Annotated in this window: 13 protein-coding genes and 1 pseudogene; 7 read left to right on the top strand and 7 right to left on the bottom strand. The window is 64.2% G+C overall.

Translation table 11 applies throughout. The annotated features are described in order from the left end of the window. Positions 1-101: 101 nt before the first annotated feature. Together H3H37_RS04195 and H3H37_RS04190 are read left to right on the top strand one after the other, a co-directional pair. Positions 102-1,484 (top strand): M23 family metallopeptidase, encoded by a 1,383-nt coding sequence (locus tag H3H37_RS04195; RefSeq protein WP_182160398.1) that lies wholly within the window; start codon positions 102-104, stop codon positions 1,482-1,484. A 197-nt stretch (positions 1,485-1,681) separates the two neighbouring features. Beyond that, entirely contained in the window at positions 1,682-2,779 is a 1,098-nt protein-coding gene (locus H3H37_RS04190; RefSeq protein WP_182160397.1) for an anhydro-N-acetylmuramic acid kinase, read from the top strand. Positions 2,780-2,944: 165 nt separating this feature from the next. On the opposite strand, the gene erpA is transcribed toward H3H37_RS04190, so the two are convergent. The 5 genes from erpA to rplM all read right to left on the bottom strand — a co-directional run bounded on the left by erpA (position 2,945) and on the right by rplM (position 5,884). Beyond that, entirely contained in the window at positions 2,945-3,307 is a 363-nt protein-coding gene (gene erpA / locus H3H37_RS04185; RefSeq protein WP_182160396.1) for an iron-sulfur cluster insertion protein ErpA, read from the bottom strand. A 31-nt stretch (positions 3,308-3,338) separates the two neighbouring features. Next, positions 3,339-3,755 (bottom strand): bactofilin family protein, encoded by a 417-nt coding sequence (locus tag H3H37_RS04180; RefSeq protein WP_182160395.1) that lies wholly within the window; start codon positions 3,753-3,755, stop codon positions 3,339-3,341. Positions 3,756-3,858: 103 nt separating this feature from the next. Beyond that, positions 3,859-4,890 carry an N-acetyl-gamma-glutamyl-phosphate reductase gene (gene argC, locus H3H37_RS04175; RefSeq protein WP_182160394.1) on the bottom strand — a complete coding sequence of 344 codons (1,032 nt, stop codon included), beginning with the start codon at positions 4,888-4,890 and terminating at the stop codon, positions 3,859-3,861. A gap of 163 nt (positions 4,891-5,053) precedes the next feature. Then, positions 5,054-5,446 (bottom strand): 30S ribosomal protein S9, encoded by a 393-nt coding sequence (gene rpsI / locus H3H37_RS04170; RefSeq protein ID WP_050409450.1) that lies wholly within the window; start codon positions 5,444-5,446, stop codon positions 5,054-5,056. Positions 5,447-5,455: 9 nt separating this feature from the next. Then, on the bottom strand, positions 5,456-5,884 hold the full coding sequence (rplM, locus tag H3H37_RS04165) for a 50S ribosomal protein L13 (protein WP_056157909.1): 429 nt from the start codon (positions 5,882-5,884) through the stop codon (positions 5,456-5,458). A gap of 221 nt (positions 5,885-6,105) precedes the next feature. Between rplM and H3H37_RS04160 the strand changes: the two genes are divergently transcribed. Next, positions 6,106-6,531, top strand: a complete 426-nt coding sequence (locus H3H37_RS04160; RefSeq protein ID WP_182160393.1) for an OsmC family protein — start codon at positions 6,106-6,108, stop codon at positions 6,529-6,531. A 10-nt stretch (positions 6,532-6,541) separates the two neighbouring features. Here H3H37_RS04160 and coq7 read toward each other — a convergent pair whose 3' ends face one another. Both coq7 and H3H37_RS04150 read right to left on the bottom strand, forming a co-directional pair. Then, on the bottom strand, positions 6,542-7,186 hold the full coding sequence (gene coq7 / locus H3H37_RS04155) for a 2-polyprenyl-3-methyl-6-methoxy-1,4-benzoquinone monooxygenase (RefSeq protein WP_182160392.1): 645 nt from the start codon (positions 7,184-7,186) through the stop codon (positions 6,542-6,544). Between the two features lie 73 nt (positions 7,187-7,259). Further along, positions 7,260-7,691, bottom strand: coding sequence for a hypothetical protein (locus H3H37_RS04150; RefSeq protein ID WP_182160391.1), 432 nt, complete (start codon positions 7,689-7,691; stop codon positions 7,260-7,262). Between the two features lie 210 nt (positions 7,692-7,901). Here H3H37_RS04150 and H3H37_RS04145 point away from each other — a divergent pair. The 4 genes and pseudogenes from H3H37_RS04145 to H3H37_RS04130 all read left to right on the top strand — a co-directional run. Further along, a pseudogene (locus tag H3H37_RS04145) lies at positions 7,902-8,585 on the top strand (ABC transporter ATP-binding protein); the annotation flags it as partial. Then, positions 8,567-9,763 (top strand): ABC transporter permease, encoded by a 1,197-nt coding sequence (locus tag H3H37_RS04140; protein WP_182160389.1) that lies wholly within the window; start codon positions 8,567-8,569, stop codon positions 9,761-9,763. The pseudogene H3H37_RS04145 and the gene H3H37_RS04140, both read left to right, overlap by 19 nt. A 205-nt stretch (positions 9,764-9,968) precedes the next feature. Then, complete coding sequence (locus tag H3H37_RS04135) at positions 9,969-10,862, top strand: ABC transporter ATP-binding protein (protein ID WP_182160388.1); 894 nt, start codon at positions 9,969-9,971, stop codon at positions 10,860-10,862. A 21-nt stretch (positions 10,863-10,883) separates the two neighbouring features. Beyond that, complete coding sequence (locus H3H37_RS04130; protein ID WP_182160387.1) at positions 10,884-14,459, top strand: ABC transporter permease/M1 family aminopeptidase; 3,576 nt, start codon at positions 10,884-10,886, stop codon at positions 14,457-14,459. Position 14,460 lies beyond the last annotated feature (1 nt).

Raw genomic sequence — 14,460 nt, 5'->3', positions numbered from 1 at the left:
GCCCGATCCCATCAATCTTGCCGTATGAAAACGAACCGAATAAAGAATAAGAAAAATTAAACGTTCCTGAATAGTTCAAGCGGCAAATTTTAACTGATTGCATGAACCCTACAAACAAATTCACAAGCTCACGCTTGTTCACACTGCTAGGATCGACGCGCAAGGCACGCATCATCAGCGCCTCCGCACTGTTTCTGGCAGTGTGCGCGTTCGGTGCGGCCGGCGTCGCGCCGCTGGCACCGGATGCCGCGGATTTGCCCGTGAAATCCGTGTCCGAGGAACTGGCCCTGCCCAACCTGTCCACGCAGATCGCCGCGCTGGAACAGCAGCAGACCAACGAGCACTACATCCATGAGGAAAAAGTACGGGCCGGCGACACGCTGGCTGCGCTGCTGAACCGCCTGGGCGTGGACGACGAAGCGGCCGAGACCTTCATCAAGAAGGACAAGGTAGCGCGCGGCGTGATGCAACTGACCACCGGCAAGCGCGTGCAAGCGCAGACGGACGACGAAGGCAACCTGCAATGGCTGCAGGCGACCGTGGTCGACGGCAAGGACATGCCGGTCAAGAACATCTCGATCACCCGCAAGGGCGACAGCTTCGAGGCCAAGGAAGAAGCGGCCAAGCTGGAACGCCGCATCGAGATGCACGCGCGCACCATCACCTCGACGCTGTACGCGGCCACCGATTCGAGCGACGACGGCGCCAAGCTGCCGGACTCCATCGTCAAGCAGATCATCGAGATGTTCTCGACCAACATCGACTTCCGTGGTGACCTGAAGCGCGGCGACCATTTCAACGTGGTCTATGAAACGTTCTGGCAGAACGGCGAGTTCGTGCGCGCGGGCCGCATCCTGGCCGGTGAATTCACCAACCACGGCACCACCTATCAGTCGGTCTGGTTCGAAGATCCGCAAAGCAAGCAAGGCGGCGGCTACTTCAGCTTCGACGGCAAGTCGCTCAAGAAAGCCTTCCTCAAGTCGCCCGTGGAATTCAGCCGTATCTCGTCCGGATTCGCCATGCGCGTGCACCCGATCTCGGGCCAGTGGAAACAGCACAAGGGCATCGACTTCCCCGCACCGACCGGCACCCCGATCCGCGCGGCCGGCGATGGCGTGGTCGACTTCGAAGGCACGCAGAACGGTTACGGCAACGTGGTCGTGCTCAAGCACTGGGCTAACTACACCACGGCTTACGCGCACATGAGCCGTTTCGCGCCCGGCATCAAGAAGGGCAGCAAGGTCAGCCAGGGTGACGTGATCGGCTATGTCGGCACCACGGGCTGGTCCACGGGCGCCCACCTGCACTACGAATTCCGCGTCGGTGGCGAAGCCAAGGACCCGTCGAAGCTGAACGTGCAAGCCCAGGCGCCGCTGACGGCCGCCGAGATGGCCCGCTTCAAGGCCTATGCCGCCGACATGTCGCACCGCTTCGCGCTGCTGCAGCCGGTCGGTGCCGGCAGCACCCGCGTGGCCGCCAAGTAAGGCTGGCCAGCGCCAACGAAAAAACAGGCCAGCGCGGCCTGTTTTTTTTCGTCGGCCGGGATGTCAATTGTTCGCGCAGGAACACAAGCGCTGAGGCAAAATACACGCTTTAACCACCCCGGAAGTCAGTTCCGGCATCCGGACACGTGCGCATGTCGGCATGCCGGAACCGACTCCGCTGTTCCAAGGATGTCTTCATGGCCCTGTACATCGGTCTTATGTCCGGCACCAGCCTCGATGGCGTCGATGGCGCGCTGGCCGACTTCGACGGCAGCGCCGTCCGCACGCTGGCGGCCGCCTACCTGCCGTTCCCGCCTGCACTGCGGGCCGAACTGATGGCGCTGCAAGCGGCGGGACCTGACGAAATCGAACGCGAGGCGCTGGCCGCCAATCAACTGGCGACCTGCTATGCGCGCTGCGTGGCGGACCTGCTGGCGCAAGCCAGCCTGGCGCCATCGGCGGTGCGCGCGGTGGCCGTCCATGGCCAGACCATCCGCCACCGGCCCGAACTCGGTTTTACGCGGCAGACCAACAACCCCGCCCTGCTGGCCGAACTGTGCGGCATCGACGTGATCGCCGACTTCCGCAGCCGCGACATCGCGGCCGGCGGCCAGGGCGCGCCGCTGGTACCGGCCTTCCATCAAGCCTTGTTCGGCCTTGCCGGGCAGGCCCGTGTGGTGGCCAACATCGGCGGCATTGCCAACATCAGCGTGCTGCACAGCGATGGCAGCGTGACCGGCTTCGACACGGGACCGGGCAATGTGCTGATGGATGGCTGGATTGCTCGCCACCTGGGCAAGGAGTATGACGCCGACGGTGCCTGGGCCGCCAGCGGTACGGTCATCACGCCGCTGCTCCAAGCCATGCTGACCGAGCCGTTCTTCGCCTTGCCAGCCCCCAAGAGCACGGGGCGCGACCTGTTCCACATGCACTGGCTCGACGCCCATCTGGCCGCCTTCCCCGGCGCCGCGCAAGCGGACGTGCAAGCAACGCTGACGCAATTGACGGCCGTCACGCTGGCGCAAGCGATCCAGCGCTACGGCGCGCAAGCGGACGCGGTCTACGTGTGCGGTGGCGGTGCCTGCAACGGGACGCTGTTGCGCATGCTGGCGGCTGCGCTGGACGGCAAAGTGACGGTGGCGTCGACCGACGCGCTGGGAGTGGCGCCGAACCGGGTGGAGGCGCTGGCGTTCGCCTGGCTCGGTTACCGCTTTAGCGAGCGGCTGGCCGGCAACCTGCCTGCCGTCACGGGTGCGGCGGGGGAACGGATACTGGGCGCGCTGTACCCGCGCTGACGCGGCCATCGCGCGCGCCCGGCAAGCGGCAGGCGGCACGCTGCGGACACCCCCGGCAAGCGGCAGGCGTCCCCAAAAACAACAACGGCGGAGCAGCTTGCGCTGTCCGCCGTGTATGCGAAGACGCCACAGCCGCGCTGGCGGCTGTGCGTTCAGGGGTGCAACTCAGACCGAGAACGAGGAACCGCAGCCGCAGGTCGAGCTGGCGGTCGGGTTCTTGATCACGAACTGGGCGCCTTCCAGGTCATCCTTGTAGTCGATTTCCGCGCCCACCAGGTACTGGTAGCTCATCGAGTCGATCAGCAGGGTGACGCCGTTCTTGATCATGGTGGTGTCGTCTTCGTTGATGATTTCATCGAACGTGAAGCCGTACTGGAAGCCGGAACAGCCGCCACCTTGCACGAAGACGCGCAGTTTCAGGTCAGGATTGCCCTCTTCCTCGATCAGCTGGGCGACCTTCTCAGCCGCGCTATCGGTAAAATTGATAGGCGACGGGATTACATCTTGCGCTTCAGCAACAGCACTCATATCAGACTCCTACATAAAATCATTCCGTACATTATAGACCTTTGGCGCAATTTATGCTCTCGACCACGCCAATCGCAGCGTCCTGGCCCGCCGCAGCGGCGCCGTCGCGCCAGGCCAGCTTGCCCAGCACCTGGGCGCCACCGTGCATTTCCAGCACCTTGTAATAAACATCCCCTACGATACGGGCTTTGGGCTGAATTTCAACCCTTTCAGCCGCATGGATAGCGCCGCGTATCTCGCCGTTCACAATCAGGTGGCCGCAGCGCACCTCGCCGTCGATGCAGGCATGCTCGGACACCACCAGGTAACTGTCCTGCCCCGGCTCCGCGCACACGCTGCCCACCACCTTGCCGTCGATGCGCAGCCCGCCCCGGAACAGCAAATGCCCGTCGATCCGGGTGGCCGGGCCGATCAGGCTTTCCATCGGATTACGGGCTTTGGCGAACATGGCACTCCCCGGCAAGGCCGGCAGCGGACACCGGCATGCCTGACTATGCCCAAGTTTGGCGCCGCCCGCCTTGATCTGCCTCGCCGTTTTCCGAGGCTGCTGATTAAGGCAGCAGCGCCACCTGGTTCAGGCCCTTGCCCTCGTCCAGGCCGAACATCAGGTTCATGCACTGCACGGCCTGGCCCGATGCGCCTTTGACCAGGTTGTCCTGCACCACCAGCACGATCACCATGTTGCCGTGGCGATGCAGCGCCAGGCGCAGCATGTTGGAGCCGCGCGTGGAACGGGTTTCCGGATGGGAGCCGAACGGCATCACGTCCACGAAGGCCGCGTCGGCGTATTGCGCTTCGAACAAGGCTTGCAGTTCCTCATTGCTGATGTCGCGCGTCAGGCGCGCGTACAGCGTGGAGTGCATGCCGCGGATCATCGGCACCAGGTGCGGCGTGAAGATCAGGTTGACGGGCTGGTCGGTGAAATTCTGCAGCTGGGCCACGGTTTCCGGTGTGTGACGGTGGCCGGCCACGCCGTAGGCCTTGAAGTTGTCGCTGGATTCGGAGAACAGCGTGGCGATTTCAGCCTTGCGGCCGGCGCCGGACACGCCCGACTTGCAGTCGGCGATCAGGCCGCCCGCATCCACCAGGCCAGCCTTGAGCAGCGGGTAGAAGCCCAGTTGCATGGTGGTCGGGTAGCAGCCGGGGTTGGCGATCAGCTTGGCGCCCTTGATGGCATCGCGGTTCAGCTCGACCAGGCCGTACACGGCTTGTTCCAGCAGTTCCGGGCAGGTGTGGGGAATCTTGTACCACTGCTCGAACGTGGCCTGGTCCTTCAGGCGGAAGTCGGCCGCCAGGTCGATCACCTTCACGCCGGCCGCCAGCAAGGCGGGCGCCTGGGCCATGGCCACGCCGTGCGGGGTGGCGAAGAACACCACGTCGCACTGGGTCAGGTCGGCCTTGTCGGGCGAGGAAAACGCCAGGTTCACGCGGCCGCGCAGCGAAGGGAACATGTCGGCCACGGGCAAGCCGTCTTCCTTGCGCGAGGTGATGGCCGTCAGCTGCACGTCGGGATGAACGGCCAACAGACGCAGCAATTCCACTCCCGTGTATCCGGTGCCGCCGACGATGCCAACTTTGATCATGTTCTTTCCTTGAAAGGTAGGGGTAAATGGAGAATGTCTGCCATTTTATCAGGCATGGACGGCATTCGTGCGGCGCTGCACCATAAAACAAAAAGCCGCCTGGCGGATGCCGGCGGCTTTTTGGTACAGCGCACCGCAAGCAGTGCGCTGATAGAGCGTGAAATTAACGCTTCGAGAATTGCTTTGCGCGACGTGCTTTGCGCAGACCAACTTTTTTACGTTCAACTTCACGTGCATCGCGGGTCACGAAGCCGGCGCGGGCCAGATCGCCCTTCAGGCCTGCATCGTAGTCGATCAGGGCGCGGGTGATACCGTGGCGCACTGCACCTGCCTGGCCGGACTCGCCGCCGCCGTGCACGTTGACCTTGATGTCGAAACGCTCGACGTTGCCGGTCAGTTCCAGCGGTTGACGAATAACCATCAGGCCGGTTTCGCGGGAGAAGTACTCAGCCGCTGGCTTGCCGTTGACGATGATTTGGCCAGTGCCAACTTTGATGAACACGCGAGCCACTGCACTCTTGCGACGGCCGGTGCCGTAATTGTAGTTACCGATCATGTCAGTTCCTTAGATTTCGAGTGCTTTAGGTTGCTGAGCAGCGTGCGGGTGCGAACCTTCGGCGTACACTTTCAGCTTCTTGATCATGGCGTAGCCCAGCGGACCCTTAGGCAGCATGCCCTTGACCGCTTTTTCCAGCGCACGACCTGGGAAACGCTGTTGCATTTTCAGGAAGTTGGTTTCGTAGATGCCGCCTGGGTAGCCCGAGTGACGGTAGTAGGTCTTCTCGGTGGCTTTGGTGCCGGTCACGCGCAGTTTGCCTGCGTTGATGATGACGATGAAATCGCCGGTATCGACGTGAGGAGTAAATTCTGGCTTGTGTTTGCCGCGCAGTCGGAGTGCCACTTCGCTGGCAACACGTCCGAGGACTTTGTCCGTCGCGTCAATCACGAACCAGTCGCGCTGGACTTCATGTCCTTTAGCGGAAAAAGTTTTCATGTTGACTTCCTAAATGAATTACACACGCTCATATGGTGGTTCCGCCATGGCTTCAGCGGACTCGGCCTTTTTGTTGATTCTTTCCTGAGCGAACGGAAAGCCGGCAATTATAACCGCCAGTTGGCGGCCGGGTCAAGCGCCGTGCGGCTTTGCGGGGCCGCGCCACGGTGGCGTCCCGCGTCCATTACAATACAGTCCAGTTTTTTTAACCGGAGAATGGCATGGAATGCAAAGTGAGCTGGAACGGCCCGTCGGGCATGAGTTTTTTGGCACAGACGGGCTCCGGCCACCTGGTCAACATGGATGGCGCCCCCGAGGGTGGCGGCCACAACCTGGCGCCGCGTCCGATGGAAATGGTGCTGCTGGGCACGGGCGGCTGCACCGCCTATGACGTGGTGCTGATCCTGAAGAAGGGCCGCGAAGACGTGCGCGGCTGCGAATGCACGCTGAAGGCCGAACGGGCCGACACGGAACCGAAGGTCTTTACCAAGATCAACTTCCACTTCACCGTCACCGGCAAGAACCTCAAGCCGGCGTCCGTGGAACGGGCGATCAAGCTGTCGCACGACAAATATTGCTCGGCTTCCATCATGTTGGGCAAGACGGCCGAGATCACCCACTCGTTCGAGATCGTCGAGGTCGCTTAAACGAAGTCGCTTAAATGTAGTAGGCGCTGCCGGTCATGACCTTGGCCATGGCCGTCATCGCCAGCTTGACGGGCACGGGCGGCTCGACAGCGCCCAGCGCCTGCGCGGCCGCGCCATGCGCCACTTCATCGACCCGCATCTGCTCGACGATGGCGCGCGACTTGGCGTCCTGCGGCGGCAGTTTCTCCAGGTGGCTGGCCAGATGGGCTTCCACCTGGCGTTCCGTTTCCACCACAAAGCCCAGGCTGCGCGCGTCGCCCAGGTAGGCGGCCACCGTGCCCAGCGCATACGCGCCCGCGTAGAAGAACGGGTTCAGCACGCTCGGCTGCGAGCCCAGCTCGGCCAGCCGCTGCGCGGTCCACGCCAGGTGATCCTCCTCCTCCCGTCCAGCCTGCTCAAACTGGGCCCGCATGGCGTCGCCGTGGGCGAAACGGGCTTGGGCGTCGTACAGGGCCTGGGCGCACACTTCACCCACATGGTTGACGCGCATCAGGCCGGCGCTGTGGCGCTGCTCGGCCTCGCTCAGCACGCCGTCGGCCGCGTGCGCGCCCGGCGTGGGGCGCGACGCGGACGCCACGCCAGTGATCACGCGCAACGCCTTGTCGGCGCCGGCGATGAAACGGTCCAGGGGATGGTGGTAACGGTTCGCTGCCATGGTCATTATCGCAATCGTTCGGAAAGCGCCATTATAGGACCATCGCGGAAAGATGGCGCCCGGCGGACGGGGTTCAGGCGTCCGCTTCCTCGCGCAACTGGCGCTGGCGCTCGATGTAGTCGGCCACCGGGCCGCGCACATCGATGCCGGAAATATCCTTGGCCACGCCCAGGTTCAGGCCCAGCAGGAATGGAATGCTCTCCACCGGCACTTCGGGGCAATAGGTGGCGAACGCCTCCAGGAAGCGCTTCGATTCGACCACCCGCACCACCTTCTCCCCGCTCATGAACTGCAGCACGCTGGTGATGCTATGCCCGCGGCCGATGCTGTGGTAGATGAAGCGGTTGTAGGCGCGGTCGATCTGCTTGAAGTCGAGTTTTTCCTTGGTCATCAGGCTGGCCAGGTAACAGAGGCCCGTGGCCACGCGGAAAAAACCGGTGCCCTCGCTCTTGCTGGTGCCGCAACGGGTGACGGCCAGGATGTTTTGCTGCAGTTGCGGATTCATGGGGCAGACTATAGCAAGAGATTCCGCGCTTGTGCCTTGCACGCCAGAATTTTTGCATGCTACTCTACCTTACCGAGTCATAAGGAACGCCCGATGATCGAGGTAAAGGGCCTGGCCAAGCGTTTCCGGCTGCCGTCGCACAAAGGCACACCGTACCAGCTGCATGATCCGCGCGAGCATGATGGCTGGTTCCATGCCGTGCGCGACGTCAGTTTCCGCTGCGCGCCGGGCGAGGTGCTGGGCCTGCTGGGCCCGAACGGCGCCGGCAAGACCACCACCCTGCGCCTGCTGTCGACGGCACTCAAGCCCGACGCCGGCAGCGTACTGGCCAACGGCGAGGATTTGCTGGCCGACCCGCTGGCCGCGCGCCAGCGCATCGGCTTCCTGTCCGGCACCACGGGGCTGTACGGCCGCCTGACGGCGCGTGAGAACATCGAGTATTTCGGCCGCCTGCACGGCATGAGCCCGGCCTACCTGCAACGCCGCTGCGACGAATTGTTCGACCTGCTGCAAATGCATGCATTCGGCAACAAGCGGGCCGACCAGCTATCGACCGGCATGAAGCAGAAATGCGCGATCGCCCGCACCGTCGTGCACGAGCCGCAGATCGTCATCCTGGACGAGCCGACCACGGGACTGGACGTGATGTCGTCCAAGATCCTGCTCGACTTCATCGCCAGCTACAAGGCGCTGCGTATCCCGCTGATCTTTTCCACCCACCACCTGCACGAGGTGGAAAAGCTGTGCGACCGGGTCTGCATCATCAACCACGGCAAGACGGCGTTCCACGGCACCACGGAGCAATTGCGCCACCTGGGCGGCAGCGCCGACCTGTACGACGCCTTCATCTGCGTCATCAACCACGGGGGCGCGCCATGTGGACCATCTACCTGAAGGAAATGCTGGAGCTGGTGCGCGACCGCAAGACCTTCATCTTCACGGTGTTCATCCCCATCTTCGCCATGCCGCTGATCTTCACCGGCTTTGGCTACCTGTCCTCCTCCATGTTCCGCCATGCCAACACGGCGGAAATGACCTACAGCATCTTCGGCCAGCAGAACGCGCCCCAGCTCAGCGCCCGCTTCGCCCACGAGAAGGGGTTCCGCGAAGTGAAGCTGGCCGGGCCGGAGCAGATCAAGGCCGCCATCGCGGACGACCGCATCAAGTTCGCGCTGGTCATTCCGGACGGCTTCGAAGACCGGCTGGCGCGCCAGCAACAGGCGGCCGTCGCCCTGCACTACAACAACGCCACACCGATCGACGTGACGCGCAAGCGCGTGATGGCCGTGATCCACGCCCAGAACAGCGCCCTGCGCGAACAGGCGCTGCTGGCCCTGGGCCTGAGCCAGAACCAGTTGCGCTTCGCGCTCGACCCGATCAAGCTCGAAGAGCATTCCACCGCCGACAAGCGTGAACAAATGGGCGCCCTGTTCGGCGGTTTCCTGCCCTACATCCTGCTGATGGTGTGCCTGATGGCAGCCATGTACCCGGCCATCGACACGGCCGCGGGCGAGAAGGAACGGGGCACGCTGGAAACGCTGCTGCTGGCGCCCGTGCCGCGCTCGGCCATCGTGGTGGCCAAGTTCCTGGTGCTGTTCACGATCGGCCTGACCTCGGCGCTGCTGATGGTGGTCAGCCTGGGTTTGCTGCTGTTCTTCTTCGGCCATGCCGTCGAAGGCAACCTGGCCATGATGCTGCACGCCATCGGCGTGCTCGACCTGGCCATGGTGGCGCTGATGCTGATCCCCACGGCGGCGATCTTCGCCTCCATCCTGCTGGCCATCTCGGTCTACGCCAAGAGCTACAAGGAAGCGGCCGGCCTGATCTCGCCGCTGATCATCGTCACCATCCTGCCCACCATCGTGGCCCTGCTGCCGGGCGTGGAGATGAACTGGTTCTGGGCCATGGTGCCGCTCACCAATGTGTCGCTGGCCATGAAGGAGCTGGTCAAGGGCACCATGGATTACCGCATGTTTTCCGTGATCCTGCTGTCGACCACGCTCTCGGCCGGCGCCATGCTGGCCCTGTGCCGCTGGTGGTTCAACCGCGAGCAGGTCCTGTTTCGCAATTAACGTTCCTACAACGGGCCGCGCCGCGCCCCCGCCGGCGGCCCGCGTTCCAGTGCGCCGTTTGCGCACTCTGGCGCGTCCTTCGCGCCGCCTGTCGCAATCGCCCCCCGCGGCTGTCGCAAATTCAATACAATGCACCATGTAAAAAGTGCTTATTCGTTCTGCAATGCCGCCAACCGGCCGTTACAGAACCAGGACAGGAGTCACAATGGAATTGCGCATCAGCAACTTATCCAAGACCTACGCCAACGGCGTGGTGGCACTGGATAATATTTCGCTCACGATCCCGGCCGGGATGTTCGGCCTGCTCGGCCCCAACGGCGCCGGCAAGTCGACCCTGATGCGCACGCTGGCCACCTTGCAGGAATGTGACAGCGGTTCGGTGTTCTTCGGCGAATACGATGTGCTCGATGAAAAGGATGAGATCCGCCGCCTGCTCGGCTACCTGCCGCAGGACTTCGGCCTGTATCCCAAGGTGACGGCCTACGAGCTGCTCGACCACTTCGCCGTGCTCAAGGGCTTGTCGAACCGGGCCCGGCGCCGCGAAGTGGTGGACGGCCTGTTGCAGCAAACCAATCTGTACGATGTGCGCCACCAGCGCCTGGGCGGCTTCTCGGGCGGCATGCGGCAGCGCTTCGGCATCGCCCAGGCCCTGCTGGGCGATCCGCGCCTGATCATCGTGGACGAGCCGACGGCCGGCCTGGACCCGCAAGAACGGGTGCGCTTCCACAACCTGCTGTCGGACATCGGCGACGACCGCACCGTGCTGCTGTCGACCCACATCGTCAGCGACGTGGCCGACCTGTGCGCCAACATGGCCATCATCAACCACGGCCACGTGCTGCTGTGCGGCCCGACCCAGCAGCTGATCGACGAGGTCAGCGACAAGATCTGGGTGCGCTTCATCGACAAGCGCGACCTGCCCAGCTTCCAGCTGCGCCACCCGGTGATCTCGTCGCGCCTGCTGTCGGGCCGCACGCTGATCCACGTGTACAGCGAGGACGATCCGGGCGACGGTTTCGAGGAAGCCATCGGTGACCTGGAGGACGTGTATTTCGCCACCATCGCCGGCCGCCACCACGCCGCCCAGCCCTGTGCGTAACGGAAACGGTAAAGGCCAGCCATGTTAGCCATTGCCCTGTTCGAGGCGCGCCAGCGGCTCAAGCTGCTGTCGACCTGGGTCTATTTCGGCATGTTCCTGCTGCTGGCCCTGCTGTGGATGGCGGCCGCCGGCGGCGTGTTCAAGGCCGCCGTGGTGTCGTTCGGCAGCGTGGCCATCAACGCGCCGCGTTCCGTGATGATCACGGTCAGCTACCTCGGCTCGCTGGGCGTGATCGTGATGGCGGCCATGATGGGCCGCTCGGTGCAGCAGGATTTCGAATATGACATGCACCACTTCTTCTTCAGCGCCCCGATCGGCAAGCACCAGTACATCTTCGGCCGCTTCCTGGGCGCCTTCCTGAGCCTGGCCGTGATCTTCACCAGCCTGCCGCTGGGCGCCTGGCTGGGCACCTATCTGCCCGGCATCGACGTGGAACGGCTTGGCCATCCGGGCCCGCTGGCCTTCCTGATGCCGTATGCCAGCGTGATGCTGCCCGACATCTTCATCTTCGGCGCCGTGTTCTTCATCCTGGCCGCGCTCACGCGGCGCATGCTGCCCGTCTACATCAGCAGCGTCGTCATGCTGATCGGCTACATCGTCGCGCCCGACCTGGCCCGCGACCTCGACTACAAGACGCTGGCGGCCCTGATCGACCCGTTCGGCACCACGGCCATCATCCGCCTCACCGAGTACTGGCCCATCGCCGAGCGCAACACGCGCATGGTGTGGCTGGAAGGGGTGTTCCTGCTCAACCGCGCGATCTGGTGCGGCCTGGGCGCGGCCGCGCTGCTACTCGGCTACTGGCGCTTCCACTTCATCGCCAGCGTCGACAGCGGCGCCGACCGGCGCACCGACAAGGAAGCGGCGCCGCCGGCCGCGCCCGTCGCCACGGCCGCGCCGGAACGGCCCGATTTCGCGGCCCGCAGCCTGGGCCTGCTGCTGGCGCGCATGAGCTGGCTGAACCTGCGCGAAACCACCAAAAACATCTACTTCCTCGTCATCGTGCTGGCCGGCGTGCTGATGATGTACGCCAGCGCGATCGACCTCGGCTCCATGTTCGGCACCAACACCTACCCGGTCACCTACATGGTGCTCGACGCCGTGTCCAGCATGTTCGCGCTGTTCATGCTGATCCTCACCACCTTCTACGCGGGCGAACTGGTATGGCGCGAACGCGAAGCGCGCATGGCGCAGATGCTGGACGCGCTGCCCATTCCCAGCTGGCTGCCGCTGATGGCCAAGCTGATCGCGCTGGTCGGCCTGCAAGCGATGCTGCTGGTGGTGGTCATGCTGTGCGGCATGTCGATCCAAGTCTTCAAGGGTTACTTCCTGCTCGAACCGGGCCTGTACCTGTACCAGCTGTTCCTGATCCAGCTGCCCGGCTACGCGCTGGTGGCCGTGCTGGCCATCACGCTGCAAGCGCTGCTCAACCACAAGTACCTGGGTTACTTCGCCATGATCGTGTACTACCTGGCGACCATCACGCTCAGTTCCATCGGCCTCGACCATCCGATGCTGCTGTACGGCATCACCCCCACCCTCACCTACTCGGCCCTGAACGGCTACGGCCACGCGCTGGCGCGCGAATGGTGGTTCGACCTGTACTGGAGCGGCGCGGCCATCGTGCTGGTGGTGCTGTCGCTGCTGTTCTGGGCGCGCGGCACCAACGCCGAATGGCGCCAGCGGCTGCAACTGGCGCGCCACGGCCTCACGGCACCCGTGCTGCGGGCGCTGGCGGGCGGCCTGCTGGTGTTCGGCGGCGCCGGCGGCGTGCTGTTCTACAACATGCACATCGCCAACGATTACCATTCGACCTGGGGCAAGGAGGAACAGCGGGGCCGCTACGAGCGCCAGTACAAGCGATTCGCCGCCCTGCCCCAGCCCCGCATCACGGACGTGACGCTGAACCTGGACATCGTGCCGGAACAACGCCGGCTGCTGGCCAAGGGCCGCTACGTGCTGCGCAACCGCACGGCGCAAGCCATCACCACCGTGCTGGTGCAGCAGGACAAGACGGCGGCCATCCGCGCCATGCGCTTCAGCCAGCCCGTGCGGCCCGGCCTGCGCGACACGGAGCTGGGCTTCTACAGCTACCAGTTGTCCAAGCCGCTGGCGCCGGGCGCCGCACTGGCGCTGGAATTCGACCTGGAATTCGCGCCCAAGGGCAGCTTCGGCCTGGGCCAGGAGACGCCGGTGGCGGCCAACGGCACCTTCTTCAACAATGACGTGCTGCCCCACATCGGCTACCAGCAACGCATCGAGCTCGACGATGCGCGCGACCGCCGCCGCCACGCCCTGCCCGCGCGCGAACGCATGCTGGCGCGCGACGATCCGCGCGGCCTGGCCAACAACGAAGTGAGCAACGACGCCGACTGGATCCATTTCGACGCCACCGTCAGCACCAGCGCCGACCAGACGGCCATTGCGCCGGGCACGCTGGAGAAGGACTGGCGCGCCAACGGCCGCCACTATTTCCATTACACGGTGGACCAGCCTATCCTGAACTTCTACGCCGTGCAGTCGGCCCGCTACCAGGTGCGGCGCGACTGGTGGCAGGACGTCGGTATCGAGCTGTACTACCATCGCGGCCACGAATTCAACCTGGAGCGCATCGCCCACGGCCTCAAGGACGGGCTGGACTATTGCACCCGCAACTTCGGCCCCTACCAGTTCAAGGTGCTGCGCGTGGTGGAGTTCCCCCGCTTCGCCGCGTTCGCCCAGTCGTACCCGAACACGATCCCGTTCTCGGAAAGCGTGGGCTTCATCGCCAAGGTGGACGACAAGAATCCCAAGGACATCGATTACCCGTTCTACGTGAGCGCCCATGAATTGGCGCACCAGTGGTGGGGCCACCAGCTGGTGGGCGGCAACGCGCGCGGCGCCAGCGCGCTGAGCGAAACGCTGGCCGAATACTCGGCGCTGATGGTGATGCAGCAACGCTACGGGGCCGGCAAGATGCGCCGCTTCCTGCGCTACGACCTCAACAAATACCTGCTGGGCCGCGCGCTGGAACGCAAGAAGGAATTGCCGCTGGCCGAGAACGAACACCAGGACTATGTCCACTACAACAAGGGCAGCCTGGCCATGTATTTGCTGCAGGACCGGATCGGCGAGGCGCGCGTCAACGCCGCGCTGCGCACGCTGCTGGCCGACTACGGCCGGCGCAGCGGCCCCTACCCCGGCGTGACCGTGCTGGTGGACGCGCTGCGCCGCATCACGCCGCCCGAGCATGCCTACCTGATCGACGACTTGTTCGAGCAGATCGTGCTGTACGAAAACCATGCCGTGTCGGCCACGGCGCGCAAGCTGGCCGACGGCCGCTACGAAGTGCAACTGGCCGTCAGCGCGGCCAAGGTGCGGGCCGATGAGCAGGGCGCGGAGCAGGACGTGCCGCTGCACGACTGGATCGATATCGGCGTGGACGACGCCAACGGCAATCCGCTGCTGCGCCAGCGCGTGCGCATGGACCGCAAGGACAACCGCTACACGCTGCTGGTGGCGGGCCGCCCGGTCCGGGCCGGCATCGATCCCGACAACAAGCTGATCGACCGCAAGCCGGACGACAACATGGTCAACGTGGAGATGACGGCCCGCTAGC

The sequence above is a fragment of the Rugamonas brunnea genome (assembly GCF_014042345.1).
GTDB lineage: Bacteria > Pseudomonadota > Gammaproteobacteria > Burkholderiales > Burkholderiaceae_D > Rugamonas > Rugamonas brunnea.
Note: the sequence above shows the minus strand (reverse complement) of the source record. Positions and strands in the feature narration are given on the sequence as shown.